Origin of the sequence: Archangium lipolyticum (assembly GCF_024623785.1) — a bacterium.
Classification (GTDB): Bacteria; Myxococcota; Myxococcia; order Myxococcales; family Myxococcaceae; genus Archangium; species Archangium lipolyticum.
In genome coordinates this window covers 24,575-49,738 of sequence record NZ_JANKBZ010000017.1, presented here as the reverse complement: position 1 = coordinate 49,738, position 25,164 = coordinate 24,575, and the positions used below count along the sequence as shown (strand labels likewise).

The following is a 25,164-nucleotide window of genomic DNA, read 5'->3' as shown; positions in this document are numbered from 1 at the left end:
CGATGGAAATCGATTACGACGCGCTCCTGAATGCCTTCCTCGTCGAGTGCGATGAGCTCCTCTCCCTCATGGAGGAGCAGCTCATCGGCCTGGAGCAGGAGCCGGAGCAGCCCGAGCGGCTGCAGACCATCTTCCGCGCGGCCCATACCCTCAAGGGCAACGCCACGTGTGTGGAGCTGCCCGCTTTCGCGGAATTCGCACATGGGGTCGAGGATCTGCTCGAGCGCCTGCGCACGGGCGCGCTGGCCGTGTCGCACGAGGTCGTCTCCCTCCTGCTCGCGGCCGTGGATGCGATGCGGGAGCTCCGGGGACAGGTACCGGGTTCGCAGCTGGTGCTGACCCCCCATCACCGCGGCCTGATGGAAGTCATGGCCGGGGCCGTCGACGCGAAGGCGGTCTCCCCCACGAGCCCACCTCCCGAGCCGCCCGGGCGCAAGCCCCTCGCCGAGGAGGAGCGGGCCAGGAGCCTCCGGGTGGGCATCAACAAGCTCGATCGGATGATGGATCTCCTCGGAGAGCTGTCCATCGCCCAGGAGGGAGTGGCGGCGCTGGTCGAGGGGAACCGGCCGAAGGAGGAGCTGCGGGAGGCGGCCCGCGCGGGCGAGCGCCTCCTGCGCGAGCTTCAGGAGCTGGTGATGAAGGTGCGGATGGTGCCGCTCGGCCCCATGTTCCGCCAGTACGTGCGCACCGTGCGCGACCTGGCCGTGTCACGGGACAAGCAGGTCGAGCTCGTCTTCGAGGGCGAGGACGTGGAGATGGACACCGCGGTGGTCGACAACGTGCGAGATCCGCTGCTGCACATGATCCGCAATGCCATCGACCATGGCATCGAGACCCCGGCCATGCGGCGGGCGCGGGGCAAGCCAGAGGTCGCACACATCAAGCTCCGTGCCGCCCATGACTCCGGCGGCATCCTCATCGAGGTCATCGACGACGGGGCGGGCCTCGACAAGACACGGATCATCGAGCGGGCCCGGGCCCTCGGCCTCGCACGGGAGCCCGAGAACCTGCCGGAGGAGGAGCTGTTCTCGCTCATCTTCACGCCGGGCTTCTCCACCGCGCGGGAAGTCACCTCCATGTCCGGCCGGGGCGTGGGGATGGACGTGGTGCGCCGCAACGTGGAGGCCCTGCGGGGCAAGGTCTCCGTCCAGAGCCGGGAGGGACACGGGGTGACGTTCACCCTCCGGCTCCCGCTCACGTTCGCCATCATCGAGGGGTTCCTGGTGGGTGTCGGCCCGGATACGTACGTCGTCCCGCTCGACGCCGTCCAGGAGTGCATCGAGCTGCCCGCGAGCGCACGAGGACGGCCCCAGGACCGCGAGGGGGTGCTGAACCTGCGGGGAGAGCCACTCCCCTTCCTCAGGCTGCGTCACCTCTTCTCGCACGAGGTGGAGGCACCAACCCGGGAGAGCATGGTCATCGTCCAACACCCGCAGGGCAGGGTCGGGCTGGTCGTGGACACCCTCCACGGGGAAGGCCAGACGGTCATCAAGCCCCTGGGGTCGATGTTCAAGGATCTGCCCTGCATCTCCGGGGCGAGCATCCTGGGCAACGGACGCATCGCGCTGATCCTCGACGTCACCGCCCTCCTGCGCGAGGCCACCCGGAGGCCCTCCGCGGGCGGCGCGCTCGCCACCTCCGCCTGACCCCCCGGGGTGGGCTCAGGACAGCTCGAGCACCCGCACCTTCAGCGCGGCCGGGTGCTCGGCGGAGGCGGGAAAGTCCACCGGCGAGGGACCTGGCTGGTGCACCCCCCTGCCCTTCCGGCCGGCCCGGGACACCCCCTCCGTCACCATGGCATCGAAGCGGCGGGGCTCCAGGGTGGCGAGGTTGCAACACGCCACCAACCGGCCCCCGGGCGCCACCACGCGGGCGGCGGCCTCGGCCAGGCTGGCGTAGTCCCGCGCGGCGGAGAAGCGGCTGGTGCGCGTGGTCGCGAACGAGGGCGGATCCGCCACCACCACGTCGAACGTCTCCCCCTTGCGCGCGAGGCGTCCGAGCCACTCGAAGACGTCCCCCGCCACGTAGTCGTACCGGTCCACCGGCTGGCCATTGAGGCGGGCGTTCTCCTCGCCCCAATCCAGCACACGGCGGCTGGCGTCGATGTTGAGGACGCGCTTCGCCCCGCCCGCGGTGGCCGCCACGCCGAAGCCACACGTATAGGAGAAGAGGTTGAGCACCGTGCGGCCCCGCACCTGCCCGGACAGCCACTCCCGCGTGTCACGCATGTCCAGGTAGAGGCCCACCGAAAGGCCCTGCCCGGGACGGATGAGGAAGCGCAACCCGTTCTCCAGCGCCACCAGCGACTCCACCGACTCGCCACGCGCGGCCACCTCGGGGGCGAGCTGCTCCTTCGCCACGTTGGCCAGGTGGCGCGCTTCCCGGGGCCTTCGCTTGAGGTACACGCTGCGGGGCGCCCAGGCGGACTCCATCGCATCCAGGAGCGCCACCTCCTCGGCCGGCGTGAAGTCCCGGTAGAGGCTCACCACGTGCACGTGCTCGAAGACGTCCACCGTCACGTCCGGGACGCCGTCGGGCCCGCCATTGACGAGCCGGAAGGCGGTGGTGCGCGGATCCTCCCGCAGCGGCGCGCGCCGCTCCCGGGCCTCGCGGAGCACGTCCGCGAGAGAGGCGGTGCGAGCGCTCATCCCCCGCCCACCGGGCCCCCGGGAGTCTCGGCATCCCAGGCACGGGCACGCGCCCGCACGGAGGTGAGGACGCGGGCGGCCTCGTGCGCCAGCTCCACCTCGTCCACGCCGAGCAGCTGCCCCTCGCGGATGGTGACACGGCCGTGCACGATGTTCCACGCCACCCGGGAACGCCCGATCTGCCCCAGCAGATGCGGGGCCTGCCCGCTGTCCTGCTCGACGGAGGGCACGCAGTCGAACACCACCAGGTCCGCGAGCCGTCCCTCCTCCACCGCGCCGGAGGGGACGCCGAAGAGGCGCGAGCACACCTCCGCCGGGCCATCCGCGAAGAGCTGCACCAGCACGCCATCCGGGTCCACCAGCCGCGAGCCCCGCGCCGCCCCCACCGCCGTCACGAGCGCGGCGGCCAGCGCGTCCCAGAGGTTGCCGTGCCCACCACTGCCCAGTCCCATCAGGTTCTGGCGCCCGAGCAGCGTCTCCAGGGCCCGGCCACTGGGCTCGACGAGGAGCGCCGCCCCGGGGCCGAGCGCCACGCAGGTGCCGGACTGGGCCAGGCGGATGGACTCGGCGTCGTCCACGGAGCGCGCGTACGCGGCCACCGAGAGTGGCCCGAGCAGCCCGAAGGACTCCAGCCGGGGCACCACCCGCTGCCCATGGTGCTCCCAGGTGGTGGCCAGGTCATGGTCACCCTCGGAGAGGTGGAAGACGACGGGTGCGCCGGAGACCTCGCGCAGCACGCCGAGCCTGCGCAGCAGCGAGTCCCCGCTCGTCCACGAGGCGTGGAAGCCGAGCGCGCCGCGCACGAGCGGATGGGAACTCCGGCGGCGCACGAAGTCGGCATTGGCCTCGGCCTGAGCGTCGGCCAGGGGAGCACCGTCGAGGCTGTGGGTGGCATGGCTCGACACCAGGCGCAGGCCGAGCCGCTCCGCCGCGCGCGCCTGGGCCTCGAGCCCCCCGGCCACGTCCCCCGGGCAGGACAGGTGCTCCACCGCCAGGGTGACGCCCGAATGAAGGGCCCGGGCCATGGCATGCAGGGAGAGCACCTCCACGTCCTGGGCGGTGAGGCGCGAGGACAGGCGCCGCTCATAGTCGAGCCGCGCCTGGGGTGGGTGCAGGAGGACCTCTCCCGAGGCCGGCGAGAGCAGATCGCCCACCAGGTGGGAGTGGCAGTCCACGAGGCCGGGAAGCACCAGCCGCCCGCGGCAGGAGACCTCCCAATCCCCGGGCAGCACGGGCACGTCGGCATCGGGAGCGACCCGGCGGATGAGACCATCCTCGACGACGATGGCCATCCCGGTGCGCCCCCGGCCGTCCGCGCGGAAGATGGAGCAATTCTTGAGGACCAGGCGGCCTTCCATGGGGGCGCGAGTATATGACGCCCCCGGAGACCTCAAAACAGACGCAACTGCGACTTGTCCTCTTCTTCCTTGCTCGGGGCCCGCGCGGGCAGCGGGGTGAAGCCGTGCTTCACCGCCCACTCCTTGTCGGGTCCGGCCCAGCGGAAGCGCTCCAGGAGCGCCTTCCCCTTCTCGTCGAACTCGACCCCCTCGGCCACCAGCAGCTCGCGCTGGTTGTACCCCTGGGTGCTGATGCCTCCCGAGCGGTTGATGACGCGCTGCCAGGGCACCTTGGCGGCGCGCGGCCCCAGGTCCCCCATCGCGAGCCCCACGATGCGCGCGTCGCAATCCCCTCCGACGATGAGCGCTACATCGCCGTAGGTCGTCACCTTGCCCCGGGGCACCTGCTCGACGACCTGGTAGATGCGCTCGAAGAACCTTCGCTCCTGCATTGTGATGGTGATGGTCGTGGACATGTCTTCTCCAGTAATGTCCACGGTACTACCTCATGGAACGGGTGGCTGGGAAGTCGGTACTACGTCCGCCATCCTGTAACCGACCCGACGCGGGGAGTCATGGCTCCCCTGCCCGCCCGGTCGGAATTCAGGAGGTCCGCGTCTGTCCGGAACGTGACGAAGCGGAGCCCTCAGAGCTTCAGCCCGTCTCCGAGCCGCTTGCGAAGTCCACATCGTCCGGATGGGCGGCCACCCAGGCCAGCAGCTCTCGAAGGGAGCTCATCGGCCGAGCAACTCCTTCACCTCTCGCTGCCAGCGCGCGCCCAGCTCCGGGTGCACCATGCGCACGTAGGCCGCGTAACCTTCCAGCCAACGCTCGAAGTCCGGCCGTCCCCTCGCCTGCGAGGCCACTCCGTGCCGCCGGCAATTGGCCAGGATGGCCTTGAAGCGGCGCCGCTCCTCGCGAGGAATGGAGACCTTCTGGTTCACCGTGAGGCCCGTCACCCGCTGGCGCGAGCCCTGACGCATCACCCGCCGCTTCGGTCCGTTCTCGGTGAAGCCCTCCTGCTGGAGGATGGCGTTGATCCACCAGAAGAAGCGGCCCAGACGCTCGGGAGGCGCGCGGAAGGAGAAGGACAGGTCATCCGCGTAGCGCGTGTAGGTGGCGCCGAACTTCGTGGCCAGCGCGGTGAGGCGCGCGTCCATGCGGCGGCACACCAGGTTGGCGAGGGTGGGAGACGTGGGCGCTCCCTGCGGCAGCGCGCCCGGCCACACCACCGTCCCGTCCGGCAACTTCGGACGGTGGGTGGTGAGCCCGGCGAGCACTCCGGCCACCTCCTCTCCATAGCCGTGCGCCAGGAACAGGCCCTTCACGCGGCGGTAGTGCACCGTGGGGAAGAAGTCCTCCAGATCCACCCGAAGCACCACCGTGGAGCCCACGTGCGGCCCGGCATTGCTCACCGTGGAGCGGCCCTCGATGAAGCCATGCGCGGCCGGGTGCGGTGTCATGCGCGCGAGCACCTGGTCGAGGAGCGCCCGCTGCACCTCCTTGAGCTTCTGGCGCGGCGCCGAGATGCGGCGCACCCCACCCGAGCGCTTGGGCACCTCGAACTCCACGTAGCCCGAGCCCGCCTCCGTGCCCGGACGCATCAGCGCATCCAGCTCGGACACGTCCACCCCCACCAGCTTCGCCACGTCGGCACGGGTGCTCAACCTGGGCAGCTCGCCCGAGGTGGGCGGTGGACGCCGCATGCGCCCGGACCAGCCCTGGAGCTCGGACCGGAAGAGGCCGAAGTTCCAGCCGGTCGGGTTCCACCCGCCCACGCTCTTGCTGCCGTAGCGGGGGGGCTCCGCCCGGGAATCCGGAGGCGCCACGTCCGCGAGCCCCAGCTTGCGCACCGCGGCCCGGGCCTTCGAGGCCACCCGGGAGTCCGCGTCCTTCACCCGCGAGCGGAGATGGCGGGCCGCCACGGCGCTGGAGAACATGAGCGGGAGCTGCCGCACGCCCTTCGAGCGCTCGCGAGGATCCACGCTGCGCAACCTGCGCTCGACGGGCTCCTTCCACGAGCGGCTCACGAAGAAGCGCGCCACCTCGTACTCGGCCAGACCCTGGTGACGCTCCAGCAGGTCGGTGATGCGATCGAAGTTCGCATCGGGGTCGGCCAGCAGGGGCTTCAGTTCGAGGAGGAGGCTGGCGAGGTTCATGCTGTGCACCCGGAGCGGCCGCGCGAGAAAACCGGTGCTCCTGGAGCCACCGCCACCTGCACGGCAGAGGCAGACGAGGTCAGGGTAGCCCGCCAGGCGGACCTCGTACTGCGTCGTTCTTCAATGGGTAACGTCAGCAGCCGCGACGTGACATCGCGGACGGAAGGCTGGCTGCACGCGACCCCAGGAGCACCGGCGGCAAGCTCACCACAACCCGGACGGGGTGGGAAGGGCCGCCGCATGGCTCGGTAGGGAGGAAGAGGACGACCATCTCTCCTCCCTTTCGGCACAGTCCTGATAGAGGAGCGGAAGGAGACCCCCCCATGCTCTCGAGTTTGTTGCTGGTGTTGCTGACTCAAAGCATCGCATGCACGCTTGGCGAGACGTCACTGGTGTGCAGCTGCAAGCAGGGAATGGTGAGTGCCTGCGTGGCACTCGCGGGGGAAGACACGCGGAAGGCCGCACAGGTGTTGGACGAGGTGTTGGAGGCGTTGGATGCGCTGGAGCAAGCCTCGCGGATGGCGGGGCAGGAAGACGAGAACAAGAGGCAGCAGCTCCAGGCGGCGGCGGACTCCTTGTCCCAGGCGCTTGGGTCCTCCGAGCCTCCCCAGTGCAAAGGCCAGGAGCACCACCTCATCTCCCGGTCCATTGCCAAGAGGCTTTCGAAACACTCCACGCTCAAGGGACTCTACAAACCCCGGGACCCGCGCTTCGTAGTTCGGGCCAAGGACGAGGAGTCACACTGCGGCTACCAGGAGTGGCACCGCAAGGTGGACGATGAGGTCATCGACTGGCTCGAAAAGAACCCCGAGGTAACGCCCAAGGAGTTCATGGACAAGCTGCGGGAGATCTACAGTCGCCCCGACATGCGAGCGAGGTTCCCCCATGGATTCTGAACCGACTACCTCCCCGCGATTCTTCGTCCTGACAAAGGGTGACATCGGGTCGCGTTACGATACCGAAGCCGACACAGTCGAGCCCGACAACACCTCGGATGATGCGCCTCGCTGCCCTCGGTGTGGTGGCATCATCGGGATGTTGAAGTGGCTCCCCCCCTACCGGGTCGAGTTGGAGCTGTACGGGGAAGAACTGGGGGACTACATCCGGGGCCCTGGGTACGGGTGGCTCATTTCCGAGCGGTTCGCGGAGGCCTTCCGCGCGGAGGGACTCACCGGGCTGGAGGGTTTCCATCCCGTCGAGGTCCTCCGGGTGCGCTGCATGAGGAAGAGACCTCGCCAACCCCTCACCGTGCCCCGCTACTACGTCGTCTGGCCCTGCTTCGGCCGGGGGGCGGTGGATCCGGTGCTCAACCGCGTGCGCATTCGCAAGACACCCACCTGCACGGAGTGCCGCTCGGCGGGTATCGATGCCATCCACGGCTTCGTCCTGGAGCCGGGCACCTGGGGCGGTGAGGACATCTTCCGCCCACGGGGTATGCAGGGGGACATCGTCGTCTCCGAGCGCTTCAAGAACTTCGTCGAGCAGCACGGGCTGACGAACATGGTGCTCACGCCCACCGAGCAGTTCGTGTGGGACCCCTCCAACCTCGGACCCGCCCCCCTGCCGACCGCGTGAGCCGGGCCTCCCGATTCGAACATTCCCAGGAAACTCCGGCGGGGGTTCTTCCGATAACTCCTGGACGACACGGACGTGTCCGTACTCTTTTCGTGCCGCCCACCTCTGGAGGTGCCATGCGGATTGGAAATTTCGGTTCCGTTCCTTCCATCAACCTCGGGAAGATCGCCACCTCGGCCCTGCGCTCCGCGGGGGAGATCCTGGGGAAGGTGGTTCACTCGGGCAGCCAGAGCGGCTTCGAGCTGGCCGGGAGCAGCCCCCACTCCGCGACGGGTGGAGCCTCGAACCTGAGCCACCCGCCAGCCACTCTCGGGACGAAAGCCGCCCTGGCACCGCCTCCGGGCTTCGACATGCGGAAGCTGGTCGAGAAGAACATGGGGAAGGACGCGGCGAAGCTCTTCGACGAGCTCCCTCCGGAGCAGCAGAAGGAGCTGGCCATGCAGGCCTCCATGCAGAACATCGGCACCAACCTGCTGTCCAACATGCTCCAGACCCTGCACGACATGGGCAAGGCCATCGCCCAGAACACGCGGTACTGAATGAACACAGCGAGGACGGGGAACGGGGATGCACCCAGGTTCCCCGCCCCCATCCGTCACCCGTTCAGGACGTCGGGAACGGATTGCGCTCCACGAACTGCCGCTGGTGCCAGTAGGGGTAGACCGAGGGCGTGGCGCTGGCCGCGTCGAGCTTCGCCACCTGCTCCTTCGTGAGGTTCCAGCCGATCGCCCCCAGGTTCTGGCGCAGCTGCTCCTCGTTGCGCGCGCCGATGATGACGTTGGCCACCGTCGGCCGCTGCAGCAGCCAGTTCAGGGCGATCTGCGGCACCGTCTTGCCCGTCTCCTTCGCCACCTCGTCCAAGGCATCCACGACCCGGTAGAGGTACTCCTCGGGGACCTGAGGGCCGCCTCCAGCGGTCAAGGCGTTCTGCAGCCGCGTGCCCTCCGGCAGCGGCTGGCCGCGCCGGATCTTCCCCGTCAGCCGTCCCCACCCCAGCGGGCTCCACACCACCGCGCTCACCTTCTGGTCGAGCCCCAGCGGCATCAGCTCCCACTCGTACTCGCGCCCGACCAGCGAGTAGTACGCCTGATGGGCCACGTAGCGCGCCAGGTTGTACCGCTCCGACACCCCCAGTGACTTCATCAGGTGCCAGCCCGAGAAGTTCGAGCAGCCGATGTAGCGGATCTTCCCGGCCCGCACGAGATCGTCGAGCGCATTGAGCGTCTCCTCCACGGGCGTGACGGCGTCGAAGCCGTGGAGCTGGAAGAGGTCGATGTAATCGGTGCCCAGCCGGCGCAGGGCTCCCTCGCAGGCCCGGATGAGGTGGTGGCGCGAGGAGCCCACGTCATTGGGGCCCGGGCCCGCGCGGAACGTGGCCTTGGTGGAGATGATCACCCGCTCCCGTCTGCCCTTGATCGCCTGGCCCAGGATCTCCTCGGCCACTCCGCCGGAGTACACGTCGGCCGAGTCGAACATGTTCAGCCCGGCGTCGAGCGAGATGTCGACGAGCCGGGTGGCCTCCTTCACGTCGCTGCTCCCGAAGCCCTTGAAGAACTCGTTGGTACCACCAAAGGTCCCGGTGCCGAGGCTGAGCACGGGAACCTTGAACCCCGAACCACCTAGTTGTCTGAATTCCATGGGGTGCCCTTTCTATTCGAGCCCTCGCACCACCGCACGAGGAGTTCGTTCTCGGGGTGTAGGAACCCTGGAAACCCGCGTTGTGGACCAGGCGAACAGTTCCAGCCCCACCGCTGTTGCCATGCTCCACACCCCTCCTCCCCACCCCACTCCCGGGGTCATGGGAAGGCGGCCCGCCAACCCAGCGAAATCGTTTGCTTCGCAATGGCACCCGGGTCCGGGGCAGGTGCGCTCCCGTGAACATCCCGTGACTCCGGAGTGCCCCGCCTGAATGGCACACGGGTTGCTGACCGGCTTTCGCCACGGCGGAACCCGCCAGGAAGGACATGGGAGTGAAGTCAATGCAGTGGGCTGTACGAAGGGCTCGAGTGGTGGGTGCGCTCGGGGCGTTGTGGGCGATGGTGGCCGGGGCGAAGCCGTCCTTCACCGCCGAGACCGTCCGGGAGCGGGCCCGCGAGCTGGCCAGCCGCCCCTACCAGGCCCCGGAGTCGAAGCTCCCTCCCGCCTACGCGCAACTCTCGTACGACCAGTACCGGGACATCCGCTACCGCCCGGAGCGGGCCTGGTGGCGCGATGCCGGCCTGCCCTTCCAGGCCCAGTTCTTCCACCCGGGCTTCCTCTACACCTCGCCCATCCGCCTGCACGAGGTGGAGGGCGGTGAGGCGAAGCCGGTGCGCTTCTCGCAGGAGCTCTTCACCTATGGCTCGCTCGTGAAGGAGCTGAAGCCCGAGCCCGTGGACGGCTTCGCGGGCTTCCGGCTCACCCACCCGCTCAACCGGCCGGACCACTTCGACGAGGTGGTGTCCTTCCTGGGCGCCAGCTACTTCCGCGCCCTGGGCCGGGGCAACGTGTACGGGCTGTCCGCTCGCGGGCTGGCCATCGACACGGCGCTCCCCGAGGGCGAGGAGTTCCCCTCGTTCCGCGAGTTCTGGCTGGAGAAGCCGGCCCCCGGCTCGGACCGCGTCGTGGTGCATGCGCTGCTGGACAGCCCGAGCGTCACCGGCGCCTACCGCTTCGTCATCATCCCCGGCGAGCGGACGGTGGTGGAGGTCGAGGCGACGCTCCACGCGCGCAAGGCGGTGAAGCGGCTCGGGGTGGCCCCGCTCACCAGCATGTACCTCTTCGGGGAGAACGACCGGGGCGCCTACGACGACTTCCGGCCCGAGGTGCATGACTCGGACGGGCTCGTCCTGTGGATGAAGAATGGCGAGCACCTGTGGCGCCCGCTGCAGAACCCGGCCCGGCTGAACGTCTCCAGCTTCCAGGTGGAGGGCCTGCGCACCTTCGGCCTGTTGCAGCGCGATCAATCCTTCCCCAACTACGAGGACCTGGAGGCGCGCTACGACAAGCGTCCCGGCGTCTGGGTGGAGCCGGTGGGCGACTGGGGCCGCGGCTCGGTGCAGCTGGTGGAGATTCCCACGCCGCAGGAGGTGCACGACAACATCGTGGCCTTCTGGGTGCCCGAGGCGCCCTTCGCCCCCGGGGCCGAGCTGCGCCTCGCCTGGAAGCTGCACTGGGGCAACGCGCCGCCCGTGCGCCCCACCGTGGCCGTCACCACCGCCACGCGCGTGGCCGCGGGCAGCACGGCGAACGCCCGGCGCTTCGTCCTCGAGTTCTCTCGCGGTGGCCCGGAAGGCGCGGGGCCCGTCGAGCCGGTCATCACGGCCTCGAAGGGACAGATCCTCCAGCCCATCGCGCAGCGCAACGACGTCACCGGCGGCTGGCGGGTCACCTTCGAGCTGGTGCCACAAGCGGGTACCCCCACCGAGCTGCGCTGCTTCCTCCGACGCGGATCCGCAACCCTCACCGAGACATGGAGTTACCTATGGACACCGTGAAGAAGCCGACCTCCCCCCTCTGCTCCCCGGAGACCCGCGCGGCGCTCGACGCCTTCTTCCGGTCCTTCGGGTTCACCCAGGAGGGCGACCTCGCCCTCCTGACGGAGTGGACGCTCGGCGCTCACGGTGCGGAGCCCCGGGATGCCCTGGCCCTCGCCCAGGCGCGGATGGAGGACTGGCTGGCCCGGGCACTCGGTCCGTCCCTCGCGGGCGGCGGCGCGCTGCTGGCGCGGGGCCGCGCGGCCTTCGTGCTGTGCGAGGGCGCCCGGTGGGGCGCCGCGGTCCTCACGGAGGAATCGGCCCCTGTGCCCGTGGAGCTCGAGCGGGCCCTGCGCGCCTCCGTTCCCGTCCCCGCCCCCCTGCCGCTCCCGGCGTCGATGCCCGAGCAGCAGCTGGTGCTGTGGCCGCTGGGTGAGCTCTTCCGCCGCTGGTGGCGCGCGGGCGAGCCGGACGTCTCCATCTCCCGCTGAGGCACGGACGCTCTCATGTACGCGCACTCCTTCTCTCCCGGCTCCGCCGGGCTCCGCCGGGCGTGTGTCCTCGGCCTGACCGCGCTCTCCACCCTCGCCGCGGCGTGGGAGATGCTCCGCCTGCTGAGCGTCAAGGGCCACACCCCGCCCGAGCTGCTCATGGCGGGCCTCTTCATCCTCTGCTTCGCGTGGATCTCCCTGTCCTTCTGGGCGGCGGTGGCGGGCTTCATCCAGCTCGCGCTCGGCCGGCGGCTGCCCGGCCTGCGGTGGCCGGACGCCCGGGAAGAGGCGGCCCCGCTGAAGCGCCGCACCGCGGTGGTGATGCCCATCCACAACGAGGACCCCGCGTCGGTCTTCGCCAACGTGCAGGCCACCTACGAGTCGGTGGCGGCCACGGGGCAGTTGGAGTCCTTCGACTTCTACGTGCTGAGTGACTCCACGCGCGCCGAGGCCTGGGTGGCCGAGGAGCTGGCGTGGGCGGACCTGTGCCGCCGGGTGGGCGGACAGGGGCGCATCTTCTACCGGCGGCGCTCGGACAACACGGGGAAGAAGGCGGGCAACCTCGCCGACTTCTGCGAGCGCTGGGGCCGCCGGTACGACTTCATGGTGGTGCTGGACGCCGACAGCCTCATGTCCGGCGACACGCTGGTGAAGATGGCCCGGTTGATGGAGCTCAACCCGCGCGTGGGCATCCTCCAGGCCCCGCCGCAGCTGGTGGGACGGGCCACGCTCTTCGCCCGCCTGCAGCAGTTCGCCGGCCGGGTGTACGGGCCCGTGGTGGCCGCGGGCGCGGCGGCCTGGCAGCTCGGGGAGTCCAACTACTGGGGCCACAACGCCATCCTGCGCGTGGCGGCCTTCACCGAGCACTGCGGGCTGCCCGTGCTGCCGGGGCAGCAGCCCTTCGGCGGCCACATCCTCAGCCATGACTTCGTGGAGGCGGCGCTGATGCGGCGCGCCGGCTACACGGTGTGGCTGGTGCCGGAGCTGGGCGGCAGCTACGAGCAGCCCCCTCCCCACCTGCTGGCCTACGCGCAGCGGGACCGGCGCTGGTGCCAGGGCAACCTCCAGCACCTGCGGCTCGTCCTCGCCGGCGGGCTGCACCCCTTCAGCCGGGCGCACTTCCTCATGGGCGTGATGTCCTATGTGGCCTCGCCGCTGTGGCTGCTCTTCCTGGCAACGGGGCTGGTGGCGGCGCTGCACGATGGGTTCGTGGAGCCGGCGTACTTCCCGGAGCACCGCACGCTCTTCCCCGTGTGGCCCACGTTCGACTCGGAGGGCGCGCTGCGGCTGATGACGGTGTCCCTGGCCATGCTGCTGCTGCCCAAGGCCTTCGGGCTCGCGCTGGCCCTGGCGAATCGGGAGCATGCCGCGCGCATGGGTGGCCGGGTCCGCCTGGTGCTGAGCGCGCTGATGGAGAGCGTGCTCTCCACGCTGCTCGCGCCGGTGATGATGCTCTTCCAGTCGCACTTCGTCTTCGGCACGCTGCTCGGCTACCGGGTGTCCTGGACGAGCCAGCAGCGCGACGACCAGGACCTGCCCTGGGCGGAGGCGGCGCGGCGCCATGCGGTCCACACCGCGGTGGGCGTGGTGCTGGCGGCCGTGGCCTTCCTCGTGTCCCCGGGACTGCTCCCGTGGCTGTCCCCCGTGGTGGCCGGGCTGTTGCTGTCCATCCCCCTGTCGGTGTGGACGGCGCGCGCGTCGCTGGGCACGTGGGCGGCGCGGCATGGCCTGTTCCTCATCCCCGAGGAGTCGGCCCCGCCGCCGGTGGTGGCCCGGGCGCTCGAGCTCTCCGAGCGGGAGCTGGAGCCGGTGGGAGACGGGCTGGAGCGGGTGCTGAAGGATCCGCGCGCGCACGCGCTGCACCTGGCCCTGCTGGCGTCCTCGCCGGGCATCGACGTGACGTCGCTCGCGCTCGCCTCGGCGCGCCGCAAGCTGCTGGAGGGACAGCCGGAGCAGCTCTCCGCCAACGAGAAGGTGGCCGTGCTGCTGGACGCGGCGACGCTCGAACAGGCGCGGCCGCGGTACGCGTGAGGCTCAAGTGGGCGCGTCGCGGCGAGAGCCCTCCAGGACACGGGGCAGATCGTCCACGTCGATGGGCTTGACGAGGTGCACGTCGAAGCCGGCCTCCAGGGCCTTGGACCTGGCCTCCGAGCCGCCATAGCCCGTGAGCGCGACCAGGTAGAAGGAGCCTCCGTCCTTCGACGCGCGCACCCGCCGGGCCACCTCGTAGCCATCGATGCCGGGAAGGCCCACGTCCACGAGGGCCACGTCCGGGCGCACATCCAACACCTTCGCCGCCCCTTCCAGGCCATTGGTGGCCACCTCCACCTCGTGCCCCAGCTCCTCCAGGAGCTCCTGCATCATCTCGCGCACGTCCGGGCTGTCCTCCACCAGCAACACCCGGCGCTTCCGGGGTGAAGCGGGCGCCGCGAGTGGAAGGAAGGAAGGCGTCTGGACGGCCAGGGGCGCCTGGCGGGACAGGGGGAGCCGGACGATGAATTCGCTGCCTCGTCCGAGCCCCTCGCTCCGCGCGGTGATGGTGCCACCGTGCATGCCCACCAGCCTCTCCACCAGCGTCAGTCCGATGCCCAGCCCGCCACCGGCCCGGTCGATCGACTTGTCGACCTGGACGAACATCTCGAACACCTTGTCCAGCATGTCCGGGGGAATGCCGCGCCCGGTGTCGCGCACGTGGAGGACGGCCCACGGGACGCCCTGACGCTCCTCACGTCCCACGCGCACGGAGATGTGGCCACCGGGCTCGGTGTACTTGGCCGCGTTGGTGAGGAGGTTGGAGACCACCTGCTCCAGGCGCGTGGCGTCCGCCTCCATGCGGAAGTCTCCAGGGCCGAACGTCACGGTGAGCTCGTGCCCGCGCCCGTCGATCTGGGAGCGGCTCGTTCCAATGGCGTTCTGGACGATGGAGGTGAAGTCCACCTCCTTCCTGCGCAGCTCCACCTTGCCCCGGGTAATCCTCGACACGTCCAGGAGATCATCGACCAGGCGCACCAGGTTGATCACCTGGCGCCTGCACGTCTCCCGGAGACGGGCCTCCCGGGCCTCGTCACCCTGGACGCGGCCCATCATCTCCAGGGCCGTACTCAAGGCGGCCAGGGGATTGCGCAGCTCGTGGGCCAGCATGGCGAGGAACTCGTCCTTGCGCCTGTCGGCATCCTCCGCGCGGCCACGGGCCTCGTGCTCCGCCGCCGCGAGCTTCTCGACCTGGTTGCGGGCCAGGACCTGGGGCGTCACGTCCACGGCCACCGCCATGACGCCCACGATGGTGCCCGTCGCATCGCGCATGGGCTGACAGGTGAGCTGGAAGTACACGTCCTCCGGCACGCCGTTGCCGCGCCTGTCCAGCGGGACGCGGAAGTCGTCCGACGTGAAGGTCTGGCCGCTCGTGTACACGCCCTCCAACATCTGGAAGACGGCGGCGTCGTCGGGGAGCTCGGGGTAGGCCTTCCGCATGGGTTTGCCTATCAGGTCCTCCTGGCGGCCCACCATCTCGAGGTAGCGCGGGTTGGCGAACTCGTACGCGAGCTCCGGACCCGTGAAGAAGCACACGCCCACGGGCGCCTGCATGAGCTGCTCGTGGAGCCGGGCGCGGGCATTCCGGGTCTCGGCGTGGGCCCGGGCGATCTCCAGTCTCGCGCCGACGCGGGACACGAGCTCTCGCGCCGAGAAAGGCTTCACCAGGTAGTCGTCGGCGCCCGCCCGCATTCCCTCGATGGAGGCCTCCTCTCCCGCCCGCGCCGACAGGAGGATGACAGGGATGGACGCGGTCCGCGGGTCCGCGCGCAGCTCGCGCAGGAGCCCGAAGCCGTCCAGGCCTGGCATCATCACGTCACTCACCACCAGGTGGGGTGTGCGCTCGCGGGCCGCGGCGAGGGCCGCCACGCCATTGGACACCGCCTCCACCGTCCAGTGCTCGCCGAGGAGCCGCTGGACGTAGGCGCGCATGTCCGCGTTGTCGTCCACGAGGAGGATGCGCTCCGGGCCCTGGCCCCCCTGGCGAACCACCCGCGCCTCGGGCACGGCCGCGTCCCCCCATTGCGCCGCTTCCTCCAGGAAGGGAGCCCGCCCCAGCCTTGTGGAGGAGAGGGGAGACGCCGCCTGGATGTGCTCCGGCGGCAGGTGAGCCGAGCCCAGGGGAAGCGACACGGTGAAGGTGCTGCCCTGGTCCAGGGTGCTCTGGACCTCCACCGTCCCGCCATGCAGCTTGACGAGCTCCTTCACCAGGGCGAGCCCGATGCCACTGCCCTCGTTGGTGCGGCCCTTCGCGCCCCGCACCCGGTGGAAGCGCTCGAACAGGTGCGGCAGCTCGTGGGAGGGAATGCCCGTGCCCGTATCCGCCACCGTGAGACGGACGGACTCCCCCTGGAGCGAGAGGGCGACGCGAATCTCCCCTTCCAGGGTGAACTTGAAGGCATTGGACAGCAGGTTCAGGACAACCTTCTCCCACATCTCCTCGTCCACGTAGACGGGCCCGGGCAGCGGCGGGCAGTCCACCACCAGCCGCAACCCCGCGCGCTCGAGGGTGGAGCGGAAGGTGCTGGCCAGGTCCTCCGTCAGGGCGGACAGGTCGGTGGGACGGAAGCTGGCCTGCACGCGCCCGGCCTCGAGGCGGGAGAAGTCCAGCAGGGTGTTGACGAGCTTCAACAACCGCAAGCCGTTGCGGTGGACGGCTTCCTGCCGCTCGCGCTGACGCGGAGGAAGGGGTTGCTCGGCGTCCATGAGGCCCTCTTCCACCGGGCCCAGCAGCAGCGTGAGGGGCGTCCTGAACTCGTGGCTGACATTGGAGAAGAAGTCCGTCTTGGCCCGGTCCAGCTCCGCGAGCGCCTCGGCGCGCCGCTTCTCCTCCTCGTAGGCGCGAGCGTTGGTGATGAGGTTGGCGATGTGCGTCGCGGTGAGCTCCAGGAAGCCGCGGTACTTCACATCCAACGCCTTGCGCGGGCTGATGCCCACCACCAGCATGCCCGCGGGCTTGTCGTGGCCCGGCTTGGACAGGGGCAGCACCAGGGCCGAGGACGCCGCCTCCGGCCAGGGGCCTCCCGGGAGCGTGCCCAGGGAAGGAGGCAGGGTCGCCAGCAGGACGGCCTGGCCCGTGCTCTCGACGGAGGCCCAGGACCACGGCGCGCTGGCGTCGCCAGCGTCGAGCCTGGACGGGGCGGCGGTGCTGCCCGGCTCCACGCCCACCGTGGCCACCAGTTGGGCCGCCCCGCCCCGCGCCTCGGTCAGGTACAGCAGGGCGAAGGGGACATCGTGGGGGTTGGAGGCGAGAACGCGCGCGGCCTTGCGGCATCCCTCCTCCGCGCTCTTCTGCTCGCCCGAAACCTCGCTCAGCTCCCGCAGCATCTGGAGGCGCCGCTCACCCAGGATGCGCTCGGTGGTCTCCGTGCACGCGCAGAAGATGCCACCAATGCCCCCGGACTCGTCCCGGATGGGCGAGTAGGCATAGGTGAAGTACGCCTCCTCCACGTAGCCGTTCCGGTCCAGGCACAGCAGCCCATCCTCGATGAAGGTGGACTCGCCCCGCTCCATGACGGCCTCGATCATGGGACCGATGACATCCCAGACCTCCGTCCAGCCCTCCCGCCCCCGCTGCCCCAGGCCCCTGGGGTGCTTGGTGGCGCCCAGAATGGGCCGGTAGCCGTCGTTGTAGAACTGGACGAGCTCCTTCCCCCACCAGACGAAGATGGGGTGCCGGCTGGTGAGGAGGATGGAGAGGACGGTCCGGAGGCTCTGCGGCCACGTCTCCACCGGCCCCACGGGCGTTCTGGACCAGTCCAGCGCCCGCATGAGCTCGCCCATCTCCCCTCCCCCTCGAAGCACATCATTCAGAACGGGAGACAGGGGATGGTCAGGAGAAGAAGCTCGCATGAAGAGAACCTGGTGGAGGGCTCGTGACGGCAGTACACACATACACAGCAACACGCGCCCGCTCCTCCCCATCCATCCGAGATGTTCACCTCCAGGTAGTCCAGGAGCGCCACCCGTCAGGCCTTCAGGGCAGGCTCGAGGCGGAAACAGGCGGGAGAGCGAGCGCCTTTTCCCTCGATGATCCAGGATGCACGCATGCCCGAACTGGACCTGCGTGCGTTCCAACTCGAGATGAAGCCCATCCCCGAGCGGGTGAAGGAGGCCCTCGCCCGAGGCGTGCGGCGGGACTCCGACCCCCTCGGCCTGGTCCAGGCCCCGCGCCTGCTCGATCCCGGCTACCTGCCAGTGGAGGATGGCGTCGAGCGACACCCGGAGGGAATGCTGGTCGTCTCCGTGCGCACGGAGATGCCGGGCGTCACCGGGGAGATGATCGACTGGTGGTTCGGCTGGCACCTGACGTCCTCGGAGCGCTACCGGCTGTGGCATCCCAAGGCGCACCTGAAGGCGACGGTGAAGGAGGACCGCTCCCACCTGCCGGGATACCGTGAGCGCTACGTGGGCAACGTGTCCTACGTGGACGAGTACATCGGCGCCGAGTTGATGAAGCTGTCCATCGAGTTCGCCGACCCGGGCGTGTACGGCCTCACGGCCGACGGGCTCGCGCGAGCCAACGTGGGCACGGCCGTGTGCGCCCGCACGGCGTTCCGGGGCACGCCCCTGGCCGTGGGCCACCTCATCCACCTCATCCGCCATGTCGAGGGCGGGTGCGAGATGCGCAGCCGCTTCTGGCTCGGGGACGTGCGGGTGCGGCTGCCCGTGCTCGGAGGCGCGCTCTCGCGTCTGGCCAATCTCCCGCCGGTGCGCCGGCGCGTCATGCCGGACCGGCTGGGGCTGGAGCTGCTGGTGCATTGCGCCGAGGAGATGAATCACCTCGCCCGCTTCCTGCCCGCGCTGTACCGCCAGGCGAACGGCAGCGGAGCCGCCAGGGCTATCGGGGCGGGCGGCTCGGGCGGCTGAGGATGTACGTCGCCCCCACGAGCATCAGCGCCGCGGCCGCGGCGAGCACCGGCCACTTCACCCGCGCGACGAACGCCATGAGCGAGAGGCTCACCGCCATCGCGGTGAGCGCGCTCGCCTTCACCTTCACCGGCACGACGCCGTGCTCGTTCCAGGCCTGGAGCCGGGGCCCGAAGCGCGGATGCGTATACAGCCAGTGGTGGAAGCGGCGGGAGCTGCGCGAGAACGCCCACAACGACACGAGCAGGAAGGGCGTCGTCGGCAGCAGCGGCAGGAACGCGCCGAGCACCCCCAGGCCGAAGCAGAAGAACCCGATCGCCAGGAAGAGGAACCGGAAGCGTGGATTCGGGGACGGTTCGGTCATGATCTCCAGCCCATCTTGCTTCATTTCCGAACCCGGCTCGAAATGAAGAAACCACCCCCGCTGAACCGGGTGGCTCACGGAGTTGGAAGCCCACCCGCTTCGGGCCCAGGCTCGTCCTCGTCGAGCAGCGCCAGGAAGGTGTCTCGCGTGCCTCCTGGTGCCTGCCTCACGAGGACGTTGAAGCGCTGGTTGCTCGCGCGCACCCGCGCTCCGTGCGCACGCATCGCCGCCAGCACGTCCGGCATCATCCAGGGTCTCCCGAGCACCTCCAGGTTCTGCCTCAGCTCCCGGTGGTTGCGCGGTGCGCTCAGGCTCGCCGCCACCCCGGGCTGTGACAGCGAATAGCGGTAGCAATCCACGGCGCTCGGGAGCGCGGTGTCCGGCGGCTCCCCCGGCGCTGGCCGCAAGAGGCGCCCGTAGCAGGTGGCGGTGAAGGTCAGCACTCCCGTGCCTCGCGCGAGCGCCTCGGGAAGGAGGGCCGCCTCCGCACCCGGGTGTGCCGCACTGTGACGCGTCATCACCACCGGCCACGGATTCTGGCGCAGGGCCTCCAGCGCGATGTCCCGGTGATGCGTGGAGAAACCAAAGGCTCTCACCTTCCCCTCTGCTCGCAGGGACTCCAGCGCTTCGAAGTTCTCCGCATCCAGCCGCTCGCGCGAGCGCACCCAGAACAAAAGGAAGACATCCAGCCGGTCCGTGCGCAGCAGGCGCAGCGCGGCCTGGACATCCCGGCGGATCGCCTCGGCCCCCGAGTGGTACGTGCCAGCCACCACCACGAGCCCATCCCGCTGAGAGCGCCCCGAGCGCAGGAAGCGCGTGAGCTCCGTGTAGCGCGGCTCCCAGAAGAAGGCATTCACGCCCGCCTCGTGGGCCTCGGCCAGCGAGCCGGCCGACAGCCCGTGCGCCCCCGAGAGCACCAGCGGTGAGACGCTCAACCCCGTCTGGCCCAGGGGCCTTCGGGACGTAGGGGATGGGGACTCCGGCTGCGTGCGCGGGCCCGGCTTCGCCCGCTGGGGACGCGTGGGCCTCCGCTGCTCGATGTCAGGGGCGCCCGTGAAGAGCTCGTCGGGGAAGACGAGCGTCATCGCCTCCAGGTGAGAGACCACCCGCGCCGGCTCGGAGGCGTCGCGCAGCGCCGCGCACAGACGCTCGAAGGCGGGGCCATCCGCCCGTTGCAGCAGCCACGTGTAGGCGGAGGCGCGAACATCCTCGTCCCGCTCGCGCTCGGGGCCGTTCAGCAGCCCGGACAGGCGCTCCTCGAGCGTCTCGCACTCCTCCAACGCCGAGGCCGCCGCGGCTCGCACCATGGGAGAGGTGTCCAGCGACAGGCGCAGCAGCGCGCTCAACTCCTCCCGCCCGCCCTCCGGCTCGAGCAGCCCGGCCGCGCGCGCGCGAATCCACGGGTCCGGAGACCTCGCCCCCATGAGCCCGGCGGAGCGTGATTCCTCGGGGGACAGCTCGTGAAGGCGGGACACGAGGAGCCGCATCGCCACGCGGCGCACCGAGGGATCCGAATCGCTCGTGCACGCGGTCCGCGCCGAGTCCGTGTCCAGCACGGCGGCGCGAATCCACGGGTCCTCGTGCCCGGCCGCCGAGCGAAGCGCCGTTTCCGAGAGCACTCCCCTCTCCACGAGCGCGGCCAGTGCCACCGCGCGGACCGACGGGTCCACGTCCTCCGAGGCCCGCGCGAGCAGTGCCTCGTCCTCCAGGAAGGCCGCCGCCTCCGCGACGGCACGGCGCTCGCGAGGCGTACGGGCCCGGGGGGCGAAGGCCACCAGCGCACGGGCGTACGCCTCCAGCGCCTCCGGTGACACCGGCCTCGACTCCCACGCGGAGAGGGCAACCGCCCGCACCGCCTCCTCCGGGTCGTCGAGCGCGGACAGGACCCGCGCCCGGCTCTCCGGGTCATGCACGAGCCCCGAGAGCGCCGCGCGCCGCACGGCGGGCTCCGGGTGCGGGGCCAGGACGCGGACGCGCTCCAGCAACTCCGGGTGGGCCCTTCGTGCCGCCACACGAGCCGCCCACTCCACCGACCCCGGCCGGGGTGGCTCGTCCAGGATCCGCGAGGCGAGCGCCATGTCGTCCAGGTCGAGCCGTTCGAGCAGCGTACGGACCTCGTCCGCGGCATGGGGGACACGAGGCTCGTCCAGCCAGCGCATCGCGAGCCGGAGGGCCTCTGGCCCACCCCGTTCACGCAGGCGCCGCCGCGCCAGCACCCGCAGCGGCTCATGCGGATCTCCCAACCACCGCACCAGCTCGGACACGGGAACGTCCGAAGCGGGCATCCGTTCGAGCCTCGCCGTCACCACCGCCGGATCCTCGTTGTCGAGGGTCCCCACCCCCACCAGGAGCGGCTCTGGGGGTGGCAGGGGTTCCCCATCCGGAGACGAGGTCGCCGAGCCCCACACGCCCCCGAGGTACACGGCGGCGGCCTTCACCGCTCCGTGCCGGGAGCCCTCCGCGAAGGCGCGCACCCGCTCCCGCACGAAAGCATCCGCCTCACCGAGCCACGCCAGGGCCTGCACCGCCGCGTTCCGCACGCGCCAGAAGGGGTCCTCCAGCGCCTCCAACAGGAGCTCCAGCGCTCCACTCCCCGCCACCGAGCCCGCGGCACGGATGGCGGCGCGGCGCACCCACCAGACTGGCTCCTCGCGAAGGGCGCGCGACGCATGCGGCAGCAACTCCCGCGAGCCCAGCCGGGCCAGCGCGCGCCAGGCCCGGTCGCGGACACTGGACATCGGGTCGCACAAGGCCTCGAGCAGGGCCGGAGCGAAGCGCTCATCCCTCGCCTCTCCGAGCCGGCGCGCGGCGGAGGCACGGACCTCGGCGTCCTCGTCGGTGAGCAGGGCCTGACGCAGCACGTAGCGGCCCGCCAGCACCGAGGTGTCGACGGCCTCCACCGCGTCGCGCCGCGTCTCGGTGTTCTCGTCGATCAGCCGCACCGCGGCCGGGTCCAGATGGGACATGCACGCGGACTCTACGCGCCCTGATAGAATCGTGGGCATGCCCGACATGCTGGCCATCATCAGCAAGGCCGTATTCGAGAAGGAAGCGTCTGGCCGCTCACCTGGCGAGGTGCTCCCCATCGACCGCTACCGCAGTGCCAGCAAGAACCTGGAGCCGCTGCGCTCGGGAGGGCGGCTCTTCCTGGTCACCGTGCGGCCTCCGGCGGAGGCGCTCTGGCTGGTGGCGGTGCTCGAGGCCCCGCGGTTCGAGGACGCCGGGTGGCTCGCCCAGCCCAACCGCGTCCCCATCACGGACGTCACCGCCCTCATCCCCCGCCTGCGCTTCGAGTCGGGCAAGGGCATCCAGGCCGCGAAGGGGGCCCTGGGCATGTCGCTCCAGACGCCGCGGGCGTTGACGTCCGAGGACGTGGCGCTGCTGCTGGGAGCGGTGGGCGGCGCGGTGGAGGCGCGGCTCATCCACCTCACGGCCCATGATGAGCGGGGGCCACTGCCCTGCCTGTGCCGGCGCTGCTTCCCCCAGAGCGGCGAGCACGCCGAGGCCGGAGGCATGAGATTCACCCGCACGCAGGTGGAGGCCGAGGGACGGGTGCTCCACTACTGGCTGCCCGACGAGCTGCTGCCCGACTCGCAAGAGGTGGCGAAATCGGTCCGTGGCTCACTCGCCGCGCACCTGCGCTCCCTCCTCTGAGTCGTGGCCCTCCTCTCGGGCGCCCGTCCGTCGGCAGGTTCATCCTTGTTCCCCCCTGGGCCGATGCGCACGCTGAGTGGTGATTTCCACTCAGCATACGAGGAGGGGTGCCATGGTGAAGACCTGGGTCAAGATGGGCATGGGGTGCGTTCTGCTATGGGCGGGAGTGGCCAGCGCGCAGGAGACCTCGGAACCGGAGGCGCGAGCCGGCTACCAGTCGTGTGATCGCGCGGAGATCGACCAGCTGGAGAGCGAGGCCCTGGCGCTCGCGGCGCCGGGGGGCTGCGAGGACGTCGGCCAGTGCCGCTCCGCGCCCGTGGGGGCCAAGGCCTGCGGCGGACCGCGGAGCCATGTCGTCTATTGCGCAACCTCCACGGACGAGGACAGGTTGCTCAAAGCACTGGAACGGCTCGAGAAGCGTGAGGGGCAATTCAACCAGCAGTGCGACGTCTTCTCCACCTGCGAGTTCATCTCTCCTCCGGAGCTCGAGCTGGTGGAGGGGCAGTGCCGGGCGGTGACGCCCTCCTAGACCCCCTTCCTTGGGAATTGGAAGAGGGCCTGGTAGCGGAAATCCGGATTGACGGATCTTCCCGGGAGGGGGTTGGTGCTTGCTATCCTGCCTCCGCCCCATGAACGCGTCGAGTCCGGAGACCTCCCGATGAAGGCGAAGCAGGAAGTCCGGCGCGCCGGGTGGCACCGACTCCTGTCGTTGCGCGTTCTCGTCCCGCTGCTCCTGCTCGCGTATGCGTGCTTCTTCGGACTGTACACCCTGCACCGGGACGTGACGCTGCGCGAGCAGCAGGTGGAGGAGCACGCGCGAGAGGACATCCACCTGCGGATGACGTACCTGCAGGGGACGCTGGAGTACCTGCTGCGCACCCATCAGCTCGAAGCGGCGCGCGAGCAGATCTCCGACCTGGGGACCAATCCCGAGCTGCGGGTGGGGCTGCTGCTCGATGACGAGCGGAGGGTGCTGGCCGCCACCCGGTACGAGCTGATCGGCCAGCCCATGGAGCAGGCGTGGCCGGCACTCACGCACCCGGAGGCCCTCGCCAATCTGAACGCCGCCCGGAAGCGCCTGCACGGGTACGTGCGGGTGAGCGAGGACGGAATGACGGTGGAGGGCATCTTCCCGATCGCCCTCGGCGCGGAGGCCCGGAAGCATTGGGTGGGCTACCTCTACCTCCAGCACGACCTGTCGCAGCTCAAGGCCGCCCAGCTCGCCAGGGCCGAGCGCTCCGCTCTGGACGCGGGCCTCCTGCTGGGGCTGATGGCCGGGGTGATGGGGCTCGTCTTCCACTTCGTCCTGGGGCAGCGCGTGCAGCGCCTGGAGTCCGCCGCGCGCCGGATCGCCCGGGGCGAGCTGCACGTGCGCGCCGGGGTGCGCGGGGTGGACGAGCTGGGGACGCTGGGCCGCGCCTTCGACAAGATGGCCGAGCGGCTCGGACGGGAGCAGGAGGCCCTGCGGCGCTCGGAGGCCAGCTCCCGCACCCTCATCGAGCGCAGCCCGGACGCCATCTTCGTGCACCGGGATGGCACCGTGCTCTTCACCAACCCGGCGGCCATCGCCCTGCTGGGCCATGAGTGCCAGGAGCACCTGCGGGGCCAGAAGGTGGACGACCTGCTCATGCCCGAGGAACAGGGGGCGCTCACCGGGGACACGGCCGAGGGCGGTGCCGCGCGGGAGGTCCACTTCCGGCACCGGGGAGGCCAACCGGTGCTGGGCGAGGTGGTGACGTTCTCCATTCCGTTCGACGGTCTGCAGACGCGGGTGTCCATCGCGCGCGACATCACCGAGCGCAAACAGGTGCAGGAGAAGCTGCGCTCCACGGATCGCATGGTGTCGCTCGGGACGCTCGCCGCGGGCGTGGCGCACGAGCTCAACAACCCCATCTCCTATGTGCTGAGCAACCTGCGCTTCGCCGTGGACGAGCTGGCCGAGCAGGTCCAGGCGGGCAAGCCCCTCACGGACGAGCAGGCGCGGGAGGTCCACCAGGCGCTCGAGGAGGCGCTCGAGGGTGGCGAGCGCATGCGCAACATCGTGCGCGACCTGAGGAGCTTCTCGCGCCGGGAGGACGAGCGCTTCGGCCCGGTGGACATCCACGCGGTGCTCGACTCGTGCGCGAGCCTGGCCCGGAGTGAGATCCGCCACCGCGCGCAGTTGGTGAAGGAGTACGCGGAGCTGCCGCCCGTGCTGGGCAACGAGTCACGGCTCGGACAGCTCTTCCTCAACCTGCTCGTCAACGCGGCGCAGGCCATCCCCGAGGGCGACGCGAAGGGCAACCGGGTGCGCCTGGCCACCGGGCTCTCGGACAAGGACTGGGTGGTGGTCACCGTGGAGGACTCGGGCACGGGCATCTCCCCGGAGAACCTGCAACGGCTCTTCAAGCCCTTCTTCACCACCAAGCCGGTGGGCGTGGGCACCGGCCTGGGCCTGTCCATCTGTCACGGCATCGTCACGGCGATGGGCGGACGCATCGAGGTGTCGAGCGAGCTGGGCAAGGGCACCGCCTTCCGCGTCTACATGCCCGTGGCCGAGCAGGGCGTGCGCCCCGCCGCCGTCGAGTCGAAGTCCGCCTGA

At 70.4% G+C, this 25,164-nt stretch carries 19 protein-coding genes; 11 read left to right on the top strand and 8 right to left on the bottom strand.

Features of this window, described 5'->3' with window-relative positions; genetic code table 11:
• The first annotated feature begins 2 nt into the window (after positions 1-2).
• Entirely contained in the window at positions 3-1,646 is a 1,644-nt protein-coding gene (locus NR810_RS30790; RefSeq protein ID WP_257457959.1) for a chemotaxis protein CheA, read from the top strand.
• A gap of 15 nt (positions 1,647-1,661) precedes the next feature.
• Here the strand turns inward: NR810_RS30790 and NR810_RS30785 are convergent, their stop codons facing one another.
• The 4 genes from NR810_RS30785 to NR810_RS30770 form a co-directional block, all read right to left on the bottom strand.
• Positions 1,662-2,648 carry a class I SAM-dependent rRNA methyltransferase gene (locus tag NR810_RS30785; RefSeq protein ID WP_257457958.1) on the bottom strand — a complete coding sequence of 329 codons (987 nt, stop codon included), beginning with the start codon at positions 2,646-2,648 and terminating at the stop codon, positions 1,662-1,664.
• The gene (locus NR810_RS30780) at positions 2,645-4,006 is read right to left on the bottom strand and encodes an amidohydrolase family protein (RefSeq protein WP_257457957.1); all 1,362 of its coding nucleotides are present in this window, start codon (positions 4,004-4,006) and stop codon (positions 2,645-2,647) included. Before NR810_RS30780 ends, NR810_RS30785 begins: the two co-directional genes overlap by 4 nt.
• Positions 4,007-4,038: 32 nt before the next feature.
• Entirely contained in the window at positions 4,039-4,461 is a 423-nt protein-coding gene (locus NR810_RS30775) for an MGMT family protein (protein ID WP_257457956.1), read from the bottom strand.
• Between the two features lie 258 nt (positions 4,462-4,719).
• Complete coding sequence (locus NR810_RS30770) at positions 4,720-6,144, bottom strand: reverse transcriptase family protein (RefSeq protein WP_257457955.1); 1,425 nt, start codon at positions 6,142-6,144, stop codon at positions 4,720-4,722.
• A gap of 323 nt (positions 6,145-6,467) precedes the next feature.
• Between NR810_RS30770 and NR810_RS30765 the strand changes: the two genes are divergently transcribed.
• From NR810_RS30765 to NR810_RS30755, 3 genes are all read left to right on the top strand, one after another.
• Positions 6,468-7,040: a Wall-associated protein precursor gene (locus NR810_RS30765; protein ID WP_257457954.1), complete on the top strand. Its 573-nt coding sequence runs from the start codon at positions 6,468-6,470 to the stop codon at positions 7,038-7,040.
• 139 nt (positions 7,041-7,179) lie between these two features.
• Complete coding sequence (locus NR810_RS30760) at positions 7,180-7,719, top strand: hypothetical protein (RefSeq protein WP_257457953.1); 540 nt, start codon at positions 7,180-7,182, stop codon at positions 7,717-7,719.
• Between the two features lie 116 nt (positions 7,720-7,835).
• A complete protein-coding gene (locus tag NR810_RS30755; protein ID WP_257457952.1) occupies positions 7,836-8,258 on the top strand; it encodes a hypothetical protein in 423 nt (140 codons plus the stop codon).
• A 64-nt stretch (positions 8,259-8,322) separates the two neighbouring features.
• On the opposite strand, the gene NR810_RS30750 is transcribed toward NR810_RS30755, so the two are convergent.
• Positions 8,323-9,357: an aldo/keto reductase gene (locus NR810_RS30750; protein WP_257457951.1), complete on the bottom strand. Its 1,035-nt coding sequence runs from the start codon at positions 9,355-9,357 to the stop codon at positions 8,323-8,325.
• Positions 9,358-9,683: 326 nt separating this feature from the next.
• Here NR810_RS30750 and NR810_RS30745 point away from each other — a divergent pair, with 326 nt between their 5' ends.
• Genes NR810_RS30745 through mdoH form a run of 3 tightly spaced genes read left to right on the top strand, consistent with a single transcriptional unit; the run spans position 9,684 to position 13,696 of the window.
• Positions 9,684-11,195 (top strand): glucan biosynthesis protein, encoded by a 1,512-nt coding sequence (locus NR810_RS30745; RefSeq protein ID WP_407653850.1) that lies wholly within the window; start codon positions 9,684-9,686, stop codon positions 11,193-11,195.
• On the top strand, positions 11,183-11,665 hold the full coding sequence (locus NR810_RS30740; protein ID WP_257457949.1) for a hypothetical protein: 483 nt from the start codon (positions 11,183-11,185) through the stop codon (positions 11,663-11,665). The genes NR810_RS30745 and NR810_RS30740 overlap by 13 nt, the downstream gene beginning before the upstream one ends.
• Before the next feature lie 15 nt (positions 11,666-11,680).
• Positions 11,681-13,696: a glucans biosynthesis glucosyltransferase MdoH gene (mdoH, locus tag NR810_RS30735; protein WP_257457948.1), complete on the top strand. Its 2,016-nt coding sequence runs from the start codon at positions 11,681-11,683 to the stop codon at positions 13,694-13,696.
• Between the two features lie 3 nt (positions 13,697-13,699).
• Here mdoH and NR810_RS30730 read toward each other — a convergent pair whose 3' ends face one another.
• Positions 13,700-17,479: an ATP-binding protein gene (locus tag NR810_RS30730; RefSeq protein WP_257457947.1), complete on the bottom strand. Its 3,780-nt coding sequence runs from the start codon at positions 17,477-17,479 to the stop codon at positions 13,700-13,702.
• A gap of 264 nt (positions 17,480-17,743) precedes the next feature.
• On the opposite strand from NR810_RS30730, the gene NR810_RS30725 reads away from it, so the two are divergent.
• The gene (locus tag NR810_RS30725) at positions 17,744-18,565 is read left to right on the top strand and encodes a DAPG hydrolase family protein (RefSeq protein WP_257457946.1); all 822 of its coding nucleotides are present in this window, start codon (positions 17,744-17,746) and stop codon (positions 18,563-18,565) included.
• On the opposite strand, the gene NR810_RS30720 is transcribed toward NR810_RS30725, so the two are convergent.
• Both NR810_RS30720 and NR810_RS30715 read right to left on the bottom strand, forming a co-directional pair.
• Positions 18,537-18,929 (bottom strand): YbaN family protein, encoded by a 393-nt coding sequence (locus NR810_RS30720; RefSeq protein WP_257457945.1) that lies wholly within the window; start codon positions 18,927-18,929, stop codon positions 18,537-18,539. The two genes, NR810_RS30725 and NR810_RS30720, sit on opposite strands and share 29 nt — an antisense overlap.
• 74 nt (positions 18,930-19,003) lie before the next feature.
• Complete coding sequence (locus NR810_RS30715) at positions 19,004-21,895, bottom strand: aldo/keto reductase (RefSeq protein WP_257457944.1); 2,892 nt, start codon at positions 21,893-21,895, stop codon at positions 19,004-19,006.
• 37 nt (positions 21,896-21,932) lie between these two features.
• Between NR810_RS30715 and NR810_RS30710 the strand changes: the two genes are divergently transcribed.
• The 3 genes from NR810_RS30710 (at position 21,933) to NR810_RS30700 (ending at position 25,164) form a co-directional block, all read left to right on the top strand.
• Positions 21,933-22,583, top strand: coding sequence for a hypothetical protein (locus tag NR810_RS30710; RefSeq protein WP_257457943.1), 651 nt, complete (start codon positions 21,933-21,935; stop codon positions 22,581-22,583).
• 112 nt (positions 22,584-22,695) lie between these two features.
• Positions 22,696-23,112, top strand: coding sequence for a hypothetical protein (locus NR810_RS30705; RefSeq protein ID WP_257457942.1), 417 nt, complete (start codon positions 22,696-22,698; stop codon positions 23,110-23,112).
• Positions 23,113-23,241: 129 nt separating this feature from the next.
• On the top strand, positions 23,242-25,164 hold the full coding sequence (locus NR810_RS30700) for a HAMP domain-containing sensor histidine kinase (protein WP_257457941.1): 1,923 nt from the start codon (positions 23,242-23,244) through the stop codon (positions 25,162-25,164).